The organism is Nocardiopsis oceanisediminis (assembly GCF_048595525.1).
Lineage (GTDB): Bacteria > Actinomycetota > Actinomycetes > Streptosporangiales > Streptosporangiaceae > Nocardiopsis_A > Nocardiopsis_A oceanisediminis.
Genome location: NZ_JAFMZJ010000001.1, coordinates 5819475 through 5835338 on the forward strand (window position 1 = coordinate 5819475; position 15864 = coordinate 5835338).

Sequence of the window (15864 nt, forward strand, 5' to 3'; positions counted from 1 at the left end):
CCGCTCCGCGGGCCCTGGCGCCTTACTGACACCTTGTTTAACATGACGCCATGTCTCACACGAGTGCGGCCGAGGCCGCGGCGGCCCCCCGCCTCCGGTACGCGGCCACCGCGGACGGGCTGCGCCTGGCGGTGCGCGAGCACGGGGACCCGGCCGCGCCGACCCTGCTCTGCGTGCACGGCTACCCGGACGACTCCTCGGTCTGGGACGGCGTCGCCGCCCGGCTGGCCGACCGGTACCACGTGGTCGCCTACGACGTGCGGGGCGCCGGCGCCTCCACCGCGCCCCGGCACCGCTCCGGCTACGCGCTGGACCGGCTGGCCGACGACATGGCCCGGGTCGCCCGCGCCGCCTCCCCGGGCGGACCGGTGCACCTGCTCGCGCACGACTGGGGGTCGATCGCGGCCTGGCACGCGGTCACCGACGAGCGGCACGCCCCGGCGTTCGCCTCCTACACCTCGATCTCCGGCCCCTGCCTGGACCACGCCGCGCTGTGGCTGCGCTCCCGGCTGCGGCCGTCGCCGCGCGCCCTGCGCGCCTTCGCCGACCAGGCGGTGCGCTCCGGCTACATCGCCTTCTTCCACCTGCCGGTCCTGCCCGAGCTGGCCTGGCTGACCGGGGCCGGCGGCGCGGTGCTCGGCGCCCTGGACCGGATCGGCCGCCCGCCGGCCGGCTCCCCGCCGCCCCGGCGCGCCCTCCGCGACCACCTCAACGGCCTCGGCCTGTACCGGGAGAACTTCCGCCCCCGGCTGCGCGCACCCGCCGAGCGGCGCACCGCCGTCCCGGTCCAGGTGCTGCTCCCCGCCGACGAGGTGTTCATGACCGAGGGCGCGCAGACCGCGGCCGCCCGCTGGACCGAGGACTTCCGGGCCGTGCCGGTGGAGGGCGGCCACTGGATGCCGCGCTCCCGCCCGGGCGCGGTGGCCGAGCGGGTGGACGCCTTCGTCCGCGGCCTCGGCGCCGCCGGCCCGCGGTGACCCCCGCCGCCGGTCGCCGATACTGGACGGTGCACGGCGAGCGGCGGAAGGGCGGCGGCGGATGGCGAGCGGACCGGCGGGCGGAGCGCGGCGCCCGCGCAGGATGTCCCCGGACCGGCGGCGGGAGGACCTGGTCCGCACCACGCTCCGGCTGTTCTCCGAGCGCCCGCCGGAGCGGGTCTCCCCGGAGGACGTCGCCGCGGCCGCGGACGTCTCCCGGGCGCTGGTCTACCGCTACTTCTCGGACATGGACGAGCTGCGCACCGCCGCGCTGCGCAGCGCGATCGACGAGCTCGCGCCGCGGCTGGCCGCACCGGAGGAGCTGCCCCCGGCCGAGCAGGTGCGCCGCGCGCTGCGCGCGTTCATCGCCTTCGCCGAGGGGTACGCCCCCGCCTACACCTCGCTGCTGCGCGGCGGCTCGAAGGTGGCCACCGAGCGGACCGAGGCGCTGATCGACGAGGTCCGCGGCCAGGTGCTGGCCCTGCTGGCGGAGCGCGCCGGGGCCGGCGGGCCCTCGCCCCGGGTGCGGCTGGCGATGCGCTGCTGGATCTCCGCGGTCGAGTCGGCCGTGCTGATCTGGATCGAGGAGCGCCCGATGCCCGCCGCCGAACTGGCCGACTGGCTGCTCGACCAGCTGCTCGCGATGGTCGGCGCCTCCGGGGCGGGCGACGCGGAGGCCTTCGCCGCACGGCACATTGGATAGCGGTACTCTCCACTCGGGGGCGCGGAGGCGCCCCGGGAAGGAGGCCGCGGCGTGCGCATCTCGGAACTGAGCAGGCGGAGCGGGGTACCGGTCGCCACGATCAAGTTCTACCTGCGCGAAGGGCTGATCCCCAAGGGGGAGGCCACCTCGGCCACCCAGGCCCGCTACTCCGAGGGGCACCTGCGCCGGCTCCGGCTGGTGCGCGCGCTCACCGAGGTCGCCGGCGTCCCGCTGGCCCGGGTGCGCCGGCTGCTCGACGCGGTCGACGACACCGGCCTGGAGCTGCACGACCTGCTCGGCACCGTGCAGTACACCCTGGCCGCCGAGGAGGCCGGGGACGCCGCCGGCGACGCCCCGGAGGCCGAGCGGGTCGAGCGCCTCCTGGCCGGCCTGGACTGGCGGGTCTCGCCCCTCTCCCCGGACCGGCGCGCCCTGGGCCGCACCCTGGAGGCGATGGAGCGGCTCGGCTTCTCCCCCGGCCCCGAGCTGCTCGCCCGGTACGCCGCCGCGGCGCACGCCGTCGCCGAGCTCGACGTCGCGGGCATCGACCCGGACGCGCCCCGGGAGCGCACCGTCGAGTACATGGCGGTCTGCTGCACCCTGATGGAGCGGGCGCTCGCCTCGATGCACCGGATGGCCCAGGAGGACGTCTCCGCCCGGACGCTGCGCGGCCGGGCCCGCCGCGAGGAGGAGCGGAGCGGGGACGCCTCCCCCGCCGCCGACGCCCCCGGGTCCTGATCCCCGCAACGTCACGATCATCGCGGGATGGCGGGTCAGCCGCGCACCGGCGGCCGCTTGTGCGTGCTGACCGCGATCCGGTTGAAGAAGGCGATCAGCGCGATCCCGGTGATCAGTGCGGCCAGCTCGCGCGGCGGGAAGTGCGCGGCGGCGCGGCCGTAGACCTCGTCGCTCACTCCGTGCTCGCCCAGCCGGGTGACCTCGTCGGTGAGCTCCAGCGCGGCCTGCTCGGCCTCGGTGAAGTGGTCCCGGGCCTCCCGCCAGGCGGCGGCCAGGAACAGCTTCCGCTCGCTCTGGCCCGCGCGGAGCGCGGAGCGGGTGTGCATGTCGATGCAGAACGCGCAGCCGTTCAGGTAGGAGCCGCGCAGGTAGACCAGTTCGGTCAGGCGCTCACCGAGCGCCTCGGCGACCAGCTTGCCGATGGCCGCCGCCGAGGGGTACATCTCGCCGAATTCGGCGGCGACGTCGACGCGTGCGTGCCGGTGCTCTGCTGCGGTGCTCATGGGGGCTCCCTCCGCCTCCGTGGGGTGCTGCTCTTCGCAGAAGAGACACCCCGGCCGGGCGGAGGCGTGACGCCCGGAGCCCCGGAACGGGTGTGAAGTGGGCCACTGGAGGGGCGAGGGGCCGACGGCCGGGCCAGGGGCGCGGCTCGGGCGCGGTCGCCGGCCCGGAGGGCCCGGAGAAGCGGAAAGGCCCGCACTCTGCGAGTGCGGGCCCTGCCCGTTGGTACCCCCGAGCGGATTCGAACCGCCGTTACCGCCTTGAGAGGGCGGCGTCCTAGGCCACTAGACGACGGGGGCCTTGGTGCTTCGGAACCCATCCTACCGAACTCCGGAAGTGCCCGGGTCGGCAGTGATCTGTCCGTTTTCGGGTCGGCGCCGGAGCGGCGACCCCAGAAAAAAGGCCCCCACGGTGATGGGAGCCCCTCCCTGTTGCGTACCCCCGAGCGGATTCGAACCGCCGTTACCGCCTTGAGAGGGCGGCGTCCTAGGCCACTAGACGACGGGGGCCCAGACGGGCCGGTGACCGGCCCCGCGACCCTCGATGAGGGCCGTTGGCTGGGGTACCAGGACTCGAACCTAGACTAACTGAACCAGAATCAGTCGTGCTGCCGATTACACCATACCCCAGTGCGTTTCCGCGGCTTCCCGGCCCTTTTCCGGCCCGTCCCCCGCGGCGACGTGCTCAACCTTAGCGGACTTCCGGAGTGCTCGCGAATCGAATACGGGGGCGGTCCGGGTGCTCTGGACCACCCCCGCGCACGGCTACTCCGCGGGCGCTCCGGCCTCGGCGGAGGAGAGCCGCTCCAGCGCGGCGCGCAGCCGGCGGACGGTGCGCTCCCGGCCCAGCAGCTCCAGCGACTCGAAGAGCGGCAGCCCCACGGTGCGGCCGGTGACCGCGACCCGCACCGGCGCCTGGGCCTTGCCGAGCTTGAGCCCCTGGGCGGCGCCGATCTCCTCCAGCGCCGCCTTGAGCGCCTCGGCCCCCCACTCCTGCTTCTCGTCGGCGAAGCGCTCCGCGGCGGCGGTGAGCATCTCCGCGCCGATGCCGGGCTTCATCGCCTTGTTCCACGACTTCTCGTCGAAGACCGGCTCGGCCAGGAAGAGGAAGTCCACGTTGGGCACGATCTCGCCGAGGACCGCGATCCGGCTCTGGGCCAGCGGCGCGATGGCGGCGAAGGCCTCCGGGTCGTAGTCCTCGGCGGCCCAGGGGGCGTCCGGGCCCTCCAGCCAGGGGCGGCAGCGCTCGGCGAAGTCCTCGGCGCTGAGCGCGCGGATGTACTCGCCGTTGAAGGCGCGCAGCTTCTTCTCGTCGAAGAAGGCGCTGGAGCTGTTCACATCGGCGATGTCGAACAGCGGCACCATCTGCTCCCAGGGCATGATCTCCCGGTCGTCCCCGGGGGCCCAGCCCAGCAGCATGAGGTAGTTGACCATGGCCTCGGCCAGGTAGCCCTCCTCCTGGTAGGACTCCAGGGCCACCTTGTCCCGGCGCTTGGACAGCTTCTGCCGCTTCTCGTTGACGATGACCGGCAGGTGCGCCCAGACCGGCGGGGTGTGCCCCAGCGCCTCCCAGAGCAGCTGCTGCTTGGGGGTGTTGGACAGGTGCTCCTCGCCCCGGACCACCTCGTTGACGCCCATCTCCACGTCGTCGACCACGTTGGCCAGCACGAACAGCGGGGAGCCGTCGCCGCGCGCGATCACGAAGTCCTCGATGGCGGCGTGGTCGAACTCCACCCGGCCGCGGATCCGGTCGGCCACCACGGTCGGCCCGCCCTCGGGGACCCGGAAGCGCAGCGCGCGCCCCGGACCGGGCTCCAGGCCGCGGTCCCGGCAGAAGCCGTCGTAGCCGCGGAACTGCTCGCCGCGCCGCTCCACCACCGCGTCCCGGGTGCAGTCGCAGTAGTAGGCCCGGCCGGCCTTGTACAGCGCCTCGGCGGTCTCGCGGTGCTTCTCCGCGTAGGCCGACTGGAAGTAGGGGCCCTCGAAGTGCGGGTCCTCGGCGGAGATGCCCAGCCAGGAGAGCGCCCGGACGATCCCGTCGGTCCACTCGGGGCGGTTGCGGGCCGCGTCGGTGTCCTCGATGCGGAGCACGAAGCGGCCGTCGGTCTGCTGTTGGGCCAGCGCCCAGTTGAAGAGCGCCGATCGCGCCCCCCCAACGTGGAACATGCCGGTCGGGGACGGCGCGAAGCGCACACGAATCGAAGTCTCACTCACCCGACCAACCCTATCCGCGCCGACCGCCCCGGCCGGGGGTATCGGTAACCGGTGGATTCGTAGCTAACCTTCTTGACAGCGGAAAGTTGTGAAGGAAACCTACTGACACGCCGGGACGCCTCACCGGGGAAAGGACGGCCTCCTCCATGGCCACCACCGACAGCGCGGACGCCGCCGAGCGGGAACTGCGGGAACAGCTCGCCGGGCTGGCGACCGAGGCCCGCCGGGACGATCTGGCCGACATCGACCGGATGGGCACCGAAGCGATCCTCCAGGCGATGAACGCCGAGGACGCGACCGTGCCCGCGGCGGTCGCCAAGGCCGCCCCGGCCGTGGCCGCGGCGATCGACGCGCTCACCGCGCGGATGCGCCGGGGCGGACGGCTGATCTACGCCGGCGCGGGCACCGCCGGCCGGATGGGCGTGCTGGACGCCTCGGAGTGCCCGCCCACCTTCAACACCGACCCCGGCCAGGTGGTCGGGCTGATCGCCGGCGGCCCCGGGGCGATCCGGGAGGCGGTCGAGGGGGCGGAGGACGACGCCGCCGCGGGCGCCGCCGACCTCGCCTCGATCGGGCTGACCCCGGAGGACACCGTGGTCGGGATCTCCGCCTCCGGGCGGACCCCCTACGCCGTCGGCGCGGTGCGCCACGCCCGCGCGGCGGGCGCGCTGACCGTCGGGGTCTCCTGCAACCCCGGCTCCCCGCTGGGCGCCGCCGCCGAGCACGCGGTGGAGGTGGACACCGGGCCCGAGCTCATCGCCGGGTCGACCCGGCTCAAGGCCGGCACCGCGCAGAAGCTGGTGCTGAACATGATCTCCACCGTCACCATGGTCCGGCTCGGCAAGACCTACGGGAACCTCATGGTCGACCTGCGCAGCACCAACGAGAAGCTGCGCGCCCGGTCCCGGCGGATCGTGGAGATGGCCACCGGCGCCGGCGAGGAGGCCGTCGAGCGGGCCCTCACCGAGACCGGCGGCGAGGTGAAGGCCGCCATCCTCACCCTGGTCGGCGGGGTCGGCCCGGAGGAGGCCGCCCGGCTGCTCGCCGGCTCCGGCGGGCGGCTGCGCGACGCCGTCGACGCCGCCCGCGCCGGGCAGGCCCCGCCGTCCGCCGAGAGGACCGCTCCGTGACCCGCACCCCGCCCTGACCCCCGCGCCCCGGGCGGGGCCGCACCGCCCGGGGCCGCCCGGCCCCGCCCTCCCCCCTGCGCCCGCGCCCCCGGCGCCCGTCCCCGAACCCCGCCCCGTCCCCCCGACGGGACCGCGTCCGCTCCCCATCCCCCGTACGAAGCCGAGGGATCCACCGAAAGGTTTCCGATGAGCGCACCGGACTCCCCCGCCGCGACCGCGCGCGACCTCCTCGCGCTGGTCGGCGGCGAGGCCAACGTCACCTCGATCGCCAACTGCATCAGCCGGCTCCGGCTCGGCCTGGCCGACCGCTCACTGGTCCGGGACGCCGCGGTCCGCGAGCACCCCAAGGTGCTGGGCGTGGTGGACGACGAGACCTACCAGATCGTGCTCGGGCCGGGCGCGGTCGGCAGGGTCACCGAGGAGTTCACCCGCCTGGTCGAGGCCGAGCGCGAGGAGCGCGCGGAGGATCCGGGACGCCCGGCGCCGGACGGCGCCGCCGCGCTGGCCGAGCGGGGCGCGGCGATCCGGGCGGAGAACAAGCGGCGCAACGCCACCCCGGTCAAGCTCTTCCTGCGGCGCATCGCCAACATCTTCGTGCCGCTCATCCCGGCGCTGATCGCCTGCGGCATCCTGGCCGGCGTCAACGGGCTGCTGGCCAACTTCGGCTGGCTGCCCGCGGCCCAGCCCGCGCTCGCCGCGCTGGCCTCCGGCTTCATGTCGCTGATCGCGGTGTTCGTCGGGATGAACGCGGCCAAGGAGTTCGGCGGCACCCCGATCCTGGGCGGCGCGGTCGCCGCGATCATCCCGTTCGCCGGCGTCGCCGACGTCCAGGCCTTCGGCGTGGAGCTCTCCCCGGGCCAGGGCGGCGTGCTCGGCGCGCTGGCCGCGGCGGTGCTCTGCGCCCGGGTGGAGCGGTGGGTGCGCCGGTGGGTGCCGGAGACGCTGGACATCCTGGTCACCCCGACCATCGCGGTGCTGGTCTCCGGCCTGGTGACGGTGTACGGCCTGATGTACCTGGCCGGCGAGCTCTCCGAGGCGATCGGGGTGGCGGCGAACTGGCTGCTGGCCCAGGCGGGCGGCTTCGCCGGGTTCATCCTGGGCGGGCTCTTCCTGCCGCTGGTCATGCTCGGGCTGCACCAGGCGCTGATCCCGATCCACACCACGCTGATCGGGCTGGACGGCCACACCGTGCTGCTGCCGATCCTGGCGATGGCCGGCGCGGGCCAGGTCGGCGCGGCGCTCGCGGTCTACGTCCGGCTGAAGAACAACGCCGGGGTGCGGAACACGATCCGCTCGGCGCTCCCCGCCGGCCTGCTCGGGGTGGGCGAGCCGCTGATCTACGGGGTGACGCTGCCGCTGGGGCGGCCGTTCATCACCGCCTGCGCGGGCGGCGCGGTCGGCGGCGGCGTGGTGGGCCTGCTGGGCCAGCTCGGCACCACGGTCGGCTCGACGGCGATCGGCCCGTCCGGCTGGGCGCTCTTCCCGCTGCTCCAGGGGAGCCAGGGCCTCGGCCCGGCGATCGCGGTCTACGGCGCCGGGCTGCTCACCGGGTACGTCGCCGGGTTCGCGCTGACCTACTTCTTCGGCTTCGGCAGGGGCGCGCTCACCGAGCTGAACGCCCCGGCGGCGGAGCGGCCCGAGACCGCCGGGGCACCGGTGTAGCCGGTCCCGAGCCGGGGCGCCGCCCTCTTCTCCGCGGCCCTCCCCGGGGCGGGCCCGCCGGCCCGGTCCCCGCTCCGGGGGCCGGGCCGGCGGAGCCGGCCGGGTCAGTCCTCCCGGGTGGTGACCGTGTTGGCCAGCTCGCCGATCCGCTCGATGGCGACGGTGACCCGCTGACCGGGGCGGACCGGGCCGACGCCGGCCGGGGTGCCGGTGAGGATGACGTCCCCGGGGACCAGCGTCATGAAGGAGCTGACGTAGGAGACCAGCTCCGCCAGCGGGTGGATGAGGCTGGAGGTGCGGTCGTCCTGGCGGACCTCGCCGTCGACGCTGGTGGTGATCCGCAGGTCGGAGGCCTCCTCCAGGGTGAGGCCGGTCTCGATCCAGGGGCCGAGCGGGCAGAAGGAGTCGAAGCCCTTGGCCCGGGTCCACTGCTTGTCCTTGCGCTGCAGGTCCCGCGCGGTGACGTCGTTGGCGCAGGTGTAGCCGAAGATCAGCTCGCCGGCCCGCTCCGGGGGCACCTCGCGGCCGAGCCGCCCGACGACCAGGGCCAGCTCGCCCTCGTAGTCGACCCGCTCGGAGATCTTCGGGTGGAACACCGGGTCGTTCGGCCCGACCACCGAGGTGGAGGGCTTGAGGAAGACCACCGGCTCCTCGGTGGCCGGCCCGGTGGTGTCCGCCATCTCCGCGACGTGCTCGGCGTAGTTCTTGCCGATGCAGATCACCTTGCTGGGCAGCACCGGGGAGAGCAGCCGGACGTCGTCCAGCTTGGCCCGCTCCCCGGTCAGCTGGATGCGGCCGAGCAGCGGGTGCCCGCTGAGCCGCGAGACGTACTCCTCCCCGCTGTCCACGTCGGTGTCGACCAGCCCGAAGCCGACATCGTCCCCGGAGGAGAACCTCGCGATGCGCACGGTCGCGCCCACCCCTTCACCAGCTCGAAGTACCTGTCCCCCGAGATTACCGACGCGGCGGCGCCGGTGCGCCGCGGCGCGGCGCCGCCCGCCCCGGAGCGGGGCCCGGTCCGTCCCCGGCGGTGCGGGCCGGACCGGGCCGCCGGCGGGGCCGGGGCGGCGGCGCGGCCGCGCCGCGCACCGCCCGCGCGTCCGTTCTGCACGGATGAACGGTCGCCCCGGCGATGTTCAACCTCCCTTAGCATTTCCGGTATGACCGATTGGGACCTGCGCCGGCTCCGGGTGCTGCGCGCACTGGGCGAGCACGGCACCGTGCGGGCCGCGGCCGAGGCCCTGCAGATGACGCCGTCGGCCGTCTCCCAGCAGCTGGCGGCGCTCTCCCGGCAGGTGGGCACGGCGCTGCTGGAGGCGCACGGCCGCCGGGTCCGGCTCACCGACGCCGGGCACGTGCTGCTCCGCCATACCGACCAGGTCTTCTCCGACCTGGAGCGGGCCGAGGCGGAGCTGGAGGGGTTCGTCCGCGGCGACGCCGGGCGGGTCTCGGTGGGCGCGTTCGCCACCGCGGTGCCGGCCCTGGTCGTCCCGGCCGCCACCGACCTGCGCCGCCGCCACCCCGGCCTGGAGCTGCGGATCCGCGAGGCCGAGGCGGCCGAGGCCTACGAGCTGCTGGCCGCGGGCGAGGTGGACCTGGCGCTCTCGCTGGCCGCCGACGCCCCCTCGCCGCGGGACGCCAAGTTCGAGCGGACCACGCTGCTCGCCGACCCGATGTACGCGGCGCTGCCCGCGCACCACCGGCTGGCCGCCGCCCCCGGCCTGCGCCTGGCCGACCTGGCCCGCGAGCCGTGGATCTTCGGCGGCTCCGGCCCCTGGCGCGACATCACCCTCACCGCCTGCGCCAACGCCGGGTTCACCCCGGAGCAGACGCACGTGGCCGCCGACTGGGAGGCGATCCTGGCCATGGTCGCCGCCGGGATGGGGGTGGCGCTGGTGCCGCGGATGGCCGCGCCCGCGCCGCGCCCGGGGGCGGCCGTCCGCGAGCTCCGCGCCGACCGGCCGCGGCGGCACGTGGTCGCCGCGGTGCGCTCCGGCTCCGGCGACCGGCCGCGGCTGGCCCGGGTGCTGCGCGCACTGCAGCGCGCCGCCGCCGAGCACGCCGAGGACTCCGGCGCCCGCACTGTTCAGCCGGACTGAACAGTCTGATCGGCAGATCGCGATGGACGTGACGGATCGGCCGGGCGCACACTGGACGGCAGACGGCCCATCGAGGTACGGACCGTACATTTCCGGCACCCGATCAGAAGGTGAGACGTGACCGCGAACCAGACGTCCGATCCGCACGCCCACGACGCCCTCCCCTACTCCGGCGGCGACCCGTACGCCGACTACCGCCGCTCCGAGCACGCCTTCACGGCCCTGGTCGACCTGGCCGACCGCCGCCTGGGCGCCGGCGCCATCGCGACCAACGACGAGTTCTTCGCCCAGCGGGAGAACCTGCTCAAGCCGGAGCCCGCGGTCTTCGACCCGGAGGCGTTCGGGCACAAGGGCAAGATCATGGACGGCTGGGAGACCCGCCGCCGGCGCAACACCGCCGAGAGCCCCTTCCCCGGGGACGGCGAGCACGACTGGACGCTGATCCGGCTCGGCCTGCCCGGCGTGATCCGCGGCATCGTCGTGGACACCGCGCACTTCCGCGGCAACTACCCGCAGCAGGCCTCGGTGGAGGCCGCCAGCGTCCCGGGCACCCCCTCCGAGGAGGACCTGCTCGGCCCGGACGTGGTCTGGACCGAGATCGTCCCCCGCTCCCAGCTGCGCGGGCACGCCGCCAACGGGTTCCCGGTGGACTCCGCCAAGCGCTGGACCCACCTGCGGCTGAAGATGTACCCCGACGGCGGCATCGCCCGGCTGCGGGTGCACGGCGAGCCGGTCGCCGACCCGGAGTGGCTGGGCGCGCTCGGCTCCTTCGACCTGGCCGCGCTGGAGAACGGCGGCTCGGTCGCGGACGCCTCCGACCGCTTCTACTCCCCGCCGGAGAACACCATCCTGCCCGGCCGCTCCCGGAAGATGGACGACGGCTGGGAGAACCGCCGCCGCCGGGTCCGGGAGAGCAACGACTGGGTGCTCTACCGGCTGGCCGGCCACTCCGAGGTGCGCGCGGTGGAGATCGACACCGCCTACCTCAAGGGCAACGCCGCCGGCTGGGTGGAGATCTCCTTCGCCGACGAGACCAAGTCCGACCTGGCCGACCCGGCCGCCTGGACCGCGGTGCTGCCGCGCACCCGGCTGCAGCCGGACTCCCCGCACCGCTTCCTGCTGACCGACGCCCCCGCGGCCACCCACGCCCGGATCGACGTCTTCCCGGACGGCGGCTACTCCCGGGTGCGCTTCCACGGCGCGCTCACCCCGACCGGCCTGGACGCCCTGCGCGCCCGCTGGGCCGAGCTGGCCTGAGCCCGCGGCGCGGCGGCCGGAGGGGTCAGCCGAAGGTCGCCGCGCCCGCCACGAAGGCGCACACCAGCACGGACAGGACCGCCAGCAGCGGCCAGAGGAAGCGCAGGTAGGCGCCGTAGCCCACCTTGGCCAGGGCGAGGCCGCCCATCACCACCGCGGTGGTGGGCACCCACAGGTTCATCCACCCCGACGCCGACTGCCAGGCGGTGACCACCACGTCCGCCGGCACGTCGGCGAACTCGGCCAGCGGGGCCATCACCGGCATGGCCAGCGTCGAGTGGCCCGAGGTGGACGGGATGAGGAAGGCCAGCGGCAGGTTCACCACGAAGACCAGCACCGCGAACAGCCCGGACGAGGTGCCCGAGACGGCGTCCTCCATCGAGTGCAGCACGGTGTCGGTGATCTGCGCGTTGTTCATGATCGCGGTGACCCCGCGGGCGGCCACGATGACCAGGCCGGGGCCGATGAAGTCGGCCGCCCCGCCGACCAGGGTGTCGGTGAGGCCCTTCTCCCCCATCCGGGCGACCGCCCCGACCAGCACCGCGGCGACCAGGAACAGCGCGGTCAGCTCGGGGAAGGACCAGCCCAGCTCCCACGGGTAGGGCTCGGCGTCCGCGTCCCCGGTGAGGATGCCCGCCCAGGGCAGCACCGCGTAGACCATCACCGCGAAGGCCGCGACGAGCAGGGCGATGACCGCCTTGTGCGTCCCGGTCAGCGGCTCCGGGTCGGCGGTCGCCGCCCCCAGGGCGTCGTCACCGGGCTGCGCCTCGGCCAGCGACGCCTCCGGCCGGGCCTTGACCCGGGCCGCGTAGCGCAGCACGTGGCCGATGGTGACCGCGGTGAGCACGACCAGCATGGCCGCGCGCAGCGGCAGCCCGTCGCCGAGCGAGACCCCGGCCGCCGGGGAGGCCACCCCGGTGGAGAACGGGTTGACCGTCGAGCACAGCACCCCGACCCCGGCGCCCAGGATGATCGTGCCGACCGCGACCATCCGGTCGTACCCCAGCGCCAGCACCAGCGGCACGATCAGCCCGTAGAACCCGAGGGTCTCCTCGGCGAACCCCTCCACCGAGCCGAGCACCGCGAAGACCGCCATGATCGCGGCGATCAGCAGCGCGCCCCGGTCGCGCAGCCGGTGCGCCAGCCGGGCGATGCCGCGGTCCAGCGCCCCGGTGGCGAACACCATGGTGATGAAGGCGCCGATGGCCAGCACGAAGAAGAACACCCCGGCGCTGCCGAACAGCGCGCCGACCATGTCCGGGCCGACCTCGCCGGAGTCCTGGTCCTGCACCCCGTACAGCCCGTTGACCGGGGACAGGAAGAGGTCGGACAGGCGCTCGCCGAGGCTCCGGTCGTCCTCGACCCGCTGGTAGCTTCCGGCGATCGGGCGGCCCTCGGCGTCCCGCTCGTAGGCGCCGGGCGGGACGAGGAAGGCCGCCGTCCAGACCGCCAGGGTGACCAGGGCGAGCACGGTCAGCGCGCTGGGGAACCGCCGGCTCCGCCCCCCGGCCCCGTCCCGCCGCTCCGCCGGCGGGGCGCCGCCGGAAGCGGCCCCGGGAGGGTCCCCGGAGGTTCCGCCTCCATCGCGGTCGCCCCCGGGAGGGCCGCCGGGCCCTCCGCCGGAAACGCCGTCGCGGGCACCCCCGGAAGCACCGCCCCCGGGAGGGCCGCCGGAGGCCCCGCCGCCCCCGCCGCGCGGGGCGCCCTCCCCGGTCACCTCGGCCCCTGCCGGGCCGCGCGGTCCCGGGCGAAGGCCCGGAAGAAGGCCGCCTCGGCGTGGACCGCCCGCTTCAGCTCGTCCAGCAGCACCCGCTCGTTGGGGGCGTGCAGGTTGGACATCGAGTCCTGCGCCCCGAACAGCAGGATCTCCGCTTCGGGGACCGCCTCGGCCAGCCCGGCCACCAGCGGGATCGCGCCGCCGGAGGCCATGTGGACCGGATCGGCCCCCCACGCCTCGCGCATCGCCTCGGCGGCGGCCCGGTAGGCGGGGCCGCCGGTCCGCGCGGCGAAGCCGTCGCCGGCGTCCCCCGGGGTGACCTGGAGCCGGACCCCGAACGGGCGGACCCGGTCCAGGTGCTCGACCACCGCGCGCTGCGCCTCGGCGGCCTTCTGCCGGGGGTGCACCCGCACGTTGAGCTTGGCCCTGGCGTAGGGCACCACCGCGGCCGCGGCGCCGTCCACCGAGGGCGCGTCCAGCCCCATCACGGTGATGGCCGGGCCGGTCCACAGCCGGCGGCCGAGGCTGCCGGTGCCGAACAGCGGCACCCCCTCGCGCACCCCGGCCATCCGCCGGAACTCGTCCTCGTCCAGGGTGGCGCCGTCCCACTCCTCGCGGAGCAGCCCGGGGACGGCCACGTCCCCCTCGGCGTCGTGCAGCGTGGCCAGGGCGTGCAGCAGCACGATGAGGGCGTCCGGCGCGGCCCCGCCGTACTCGCCGCTGTGCCGGGGCTCGGCCAGGGTGCGGGCCTCGACGATCACCTCGGTGTCGCCGCGCAGCGCGACGGTGAAGGTCGGCACGCCTGGCCGGACGTTGCCCATGTCGGCGATGACCATGGCGTCCGACCCGAACAGGTCGGGGTCGCTGGCCGGGTAGTCGTCGAAGGCGCTGCCGTACTCCTCCTGGCCCTCGATGACGACCTTGACGCCCACCGGGGGCCGGCCGCCGAACGCGCGCAGCGCCCCGACGTGCACCAGGATGTTGGCCTTGTCGTCGGCGATGCCGCGCGCCCGGATCGCCCCGTCCACCCGGGTGGGCTCGAACGGCGGCGAGTCCCACAGCGCCTCGTCGCCCGGCGGCTGCACGTCGTAGTGGGCGTAGAGCAGCACGGTGGGGGCGCCCTCCGGGGCCGGGATGGAGCCGGTGATCACCGGCTGGGTGCCGGGCAGGTCGAGGCCGCCGATGGAGCCGACGCCGGCCGAGCGGAGCAGCTCCACCACCCGGTCGTGCGCCCGGAGCACCGGCCCGTCCGGGTAGCCGGGGAAGGCGATCGACGGGATGGCCGCCAGTCCGGCCAGGTCGGTACCGAGCCCGTCGGCGAGCTCGTCGACCCTGCGTGCGAGGTCCTCCATGTCCGGCTCCTTCGGCTGCGGTGCAGCGGAATCGCTCTCCGTGGCAATCCGTGCACTTCCCCGCACCGGCCCGTCGGGCGCCCGGTGCCGGGTAAAGATCCGCACAAGCGGGGCCCGCCGCCGCCCCTGGCCGGCCTTCCCTCCGGGACCGCCCTCTCCCGCCTGCGGCGCCGCCCGACCGGCCGGGCAGCGGCGGCACGGCCTCCGGCCCCTGCCCCTCCGGGTCCTCCCGGTGGTGGAGACTGGCCCCGACAGGCAGGACCAACGACACGAAAGCGGGGCGCCGCCATGCCGAGCGTCGTCAAGTTCAATGTGCTGACCGTGCCCGAGGGGGCCGGGCCGACCCTGGAGGAGCGGTTCGCCAAGCGGGCCGGGCTGGTCGAGGGGCAGCCCGGGTTCGAGGAGTTCCAGCTGCTCCGCCCGGTGGAGGGGACCGACCGCTACATCGTCTACACCCGGTGGAAGGACGAGGAGTCGTTCCGCGCCTGGCTGGAGAGCGCCGCGTTCCGCGAGGGGCACGCCCGCGCCGCCGCGGAGGCCGGGGAGGGGCACGGACACGGCGGTCCGGCCGCCTCCGGCAGCGAGCTGTGGGGCTTCGAGGTGATCGAGCACGTGGTCGAAGGGCGCGGCTGACCTCGGCGGTTGCGGGGCCGGTCTCGCCCGGCCCCGTTATCTGCGATGCTAGGTGGCCTCTCCATCACCGAACCCGGGAAGTCCGCCGCCGCCCATGCCTGCCCCGCGAACCGGTGCCCGTCCGCACCGCCGACGCCGTCGGCCCGAACTGCTCATCGGACTGCTCGTCATCGCCCTCGGCTGCACCTTCCTGGTCCTGGACCGGGTCCCCTCCGGCTCCGGCGGCGCGCCGGCCGACCGGCCCTCCCGGGAGCCGCAGCGGGCCGCCGAGGAGGCGACCGGGGACGCCGGGGAGAAGGACGGGGAGAAGAAGGAGGAGCAGCCTCCGCTGCTCCGCTCCGTGGTCGGCGCGGTGGACTCCGCCGACGGCGAGCTGGACGTCGTGCCGGGCGGCTCCGACCCGGTCGGCGACGGCACGGTCAAGCGCTACACGGTCGCCGTGGAGAAGGGGCTGCCGGGCGAGGCCGAGGACTTCGCCGCCGCCGTGGAGACCGTGCTGGACGACGAGCGCGGCTGGGCCTCCGAGGGGCTCTCCTTCGAGCGGGTCGACGACGGCCCGGTGGACTTCCGGGTGGTGCTGGCCGCCCCCGCCACGGTGGACGCGCTCTGCGCCCCGCTGCGGACCAACGGCTACACCTCCTGCACCACCGGCGACCGCGCGGTCATCAACCAGAACCGGTGGGTGGACGCGGTCGAGGAGTTCGGCGACGACCTGGAGACCTACCGGGTCTACGTGCTCAACCACGAGATCGGCCACGCCCTGGGGCACGGCCACGTGAGCTGCCCCGGCAAGGGCGAGCCCGCCCCGGTGATGCAGCAGCAGACCCTGGGCCTGAACGGCTGCGAGCCCAACGGCTGGGTCAGCCCCTGACCCCGGTGGGC

At 75.2% G+C, this 15864-nt stretch carries 14 protein-coding genes and 3 tRNA genes; 9 read left to right on the forward strand and 8 right to left on the reverse strand.

Annotated features, from left to right (window positions below; genetic code table 11):
* The first annotated feature begins 50 nt into the window (after positions 1–50).
* From J0910_RS25405 to J0910_RS25415, 3 genes are all read left to right on the forward strand, one after another.
* On the forward strand, positions 51–977 hold the full coding sequence (locus tag J0910_RS25405) for an alpha/beta fold hydrolase (RefSeq protein ID WP_420161063.1): 927 nt from the start codon (positions 51–53) through the stop codon (positions 975–977).
* Positions 978–1080: 103 nt separating this feature from the next.
* Entirely contained in the window at positions 1081–1680 is a 600-nt protein-coding gene (locus J0910_RS25410; RefSeq protein ID WP_420162082.1) for a TetR/AcrR family transcriptional regulator, read from the forward strand.
* Positions 1681–1731: 51 nt separating this feature from the next.
* Positions 1732–2418: a MerR family transcriptional regulator gene (locus J0910_RS25415; protein ID WP_420161064.1), complete on the forward strand. Its 687-nt coding sequence runs from the start codon at positions 1732–1734 to the stop codon at positions 2416–2418.
* Positions 2419–2453: 35 nt separating this feature from the next.
* On the opposite strand, the gene J0910_RS25420 is transcribed toward J0910_RS25415, so the two are convergent.
* The 5 genes from J0910_RS25420 to gltX all read right to left on the reverse strand — a co-directional run bounded on the left by J0910_RS25420 (position 2454) and on the right by gltX (position 5111).
* Positions 2454–2921, reverse strand: coding sequence for a carboxymuconolactone decarboxylase family protein (locus J0910_RS25420; RefSeq protein WP_420161065.1), 468 nt, complete (start codon positions 2919–2921; stop codon positions 2454–2456).
* A gap of 221 nt (positions 2922–3142) precedes the next feature.
* Positions 3143–3218 (reverse strand) — tRNA-Glu (locus tag J0910_RS25425).
* A gap of 137 nt (positions 3219–3355) precedes the next feature.
* A tRNA-Glu gene (locus J0910_RS25430) sits at positions 3356–3428 on the reverse strand.
* Between the two features lie 45 nt (positions 3429–3473).
* Positions 3474–3548: transfer RNA gene (locus tag J0910_RS25435), tRNA-Gln, on the reverse strand.
* A gap of 135 nt (positions 3549–3683) precedes the next feature.
* Positions 3684–5111, reverse strand: coding sequence for a glutamate--tRNA ligase (gltX, locus tag J0910_RS25440; protein WP_420162083.1), 1428 nt, complete (start codon positions 5109–5111; stop codon positions 3684–3686).
* Positions 5112–5278: 167 nt separating this feature from the next.
* On the opposite strand from gltX, the gene murQ reads away from it, so the two are divergent.
* Together murQ and J0910_RS25450 are read left to right on the forward strand one after the other, a co-directional pair.
* Complete coding sequence (gene murQ / locus J0910_RS25445) at positions 5279–6262, forward strand: N-acetylmuramic acid 6-phosphate etherase (RefSeq protein WP_420161066.1); 984 nt, start codon at positions 5279–5281, stop codon at positions 6260–6262.
* A 186-nt stretch (positions 6263–6448) separates the two neighbouring features.
* Entirely contained in the window at positions 6449–7924 is a 1476-nt protein-coding gene (locus J0910_RS25450; protein ID WP_420161067.1) for a PTS transporter subunit EIIC, read from the forward strand.
* Between the two features lie 104 nt (positions 7925–8028).
* On the opposite strand, the gene J0910_RS25455 is transcribed toward J0910_RS25450, so the two are convergent.
* Positions 8029–8832: a fumarylacetoacetate hydrolase family protein gene (locus tag J0910_RS25455; RefSeq protein WP_420161068.1), complete on the reverse strand. Its 804-nt coding sequence runs from the start codon at positions 8830–8832 to the stop codon at positions 8029–8031.
* A gap of 252 nt (positions 8833–9084) precedes the next feature.
* Here J0910_RS25455 and J0910_RS25460 point away from each other — a divergent pair, with 252 nt between their 5' ends.
* On the forward strand, positions 9085–10023 hold the full coding sequence (locus tag J0910_RS25460) for a LysR family transcriptional regulator (RefSeq protein ID WP_420161069.1): 939 nt from the start codon (positions 9085–9087) through the stop codon (positions 10021–10023).
* A 117-nt stretch (positions 10024–10140) separates the two neighbouring features.
* Positions 10141–11280, forward strand: coding sequence for an allantoicase (alc, locus tag J0910_RS25465; protein WP_420161070.1), 1140 nt, complete (start codon positions 10141–10143; stop codon positions 11278–11280).
* Positions 11281–11305: 25 nt separating this feature from the next.
* Here alc and J0910_RS25470 read toward each other — a convergent pair whose 3' ends face one another.
* Together J0910_RS25470 and J0910_RS25475 are read right to left on the reverse strand one after the other, a co-directional pair.
* Positions 11306–12757, reverse strand: a complete 1452-nt coding sequence (locus J0910_RS25470) for a YfcC family protein (RefSeq protein ID WP_420162084.1) — start codon at positions 12755–12757, stop codon at positions 11306–11308.
* Positions 12758–12993: 236 nt separating this feature from the next.
* Positions 12994–14349: a M20/M25/M40 family metallo-hydrolase gene (locus J0910_RS25475; RefSeq protein WP_420161071.1), complete on the reverse strand. Its 1356-nt coding sequence runs from the start codon at positions 14347–14349 to the stop codon at positions 12994–12996.
* Positions 14350–14637: 288 nt separating this feature from the next.
* Here J0910_RS25475 and J0910_RS25480 point away from each other — a divergent pair, with 288 nt between their 5' ends.
* Complete coding sequence (locus J0910_RS25480) at positions 14638–14982, forward strand: antibiotic biosynthesis monooxygenase family protein (RefSeq protein WP_420161072.1); 345 nt, start codon at positions 14638–14640, stop codon at positions 14980–14982.
* A gap of 94 nt (positions 14983–15076) precedes the next feature.
* Entirely contained in the window at positions 15077–15853 is a 777-nt protein-coding gene (locus tag J0910_RS25485) for a DUF3152 domain-containing protein (protein ID WP_420161073.1), read from the forward strand.
* Positions 15854–15864: the final 11 nt, after the last annotated feature.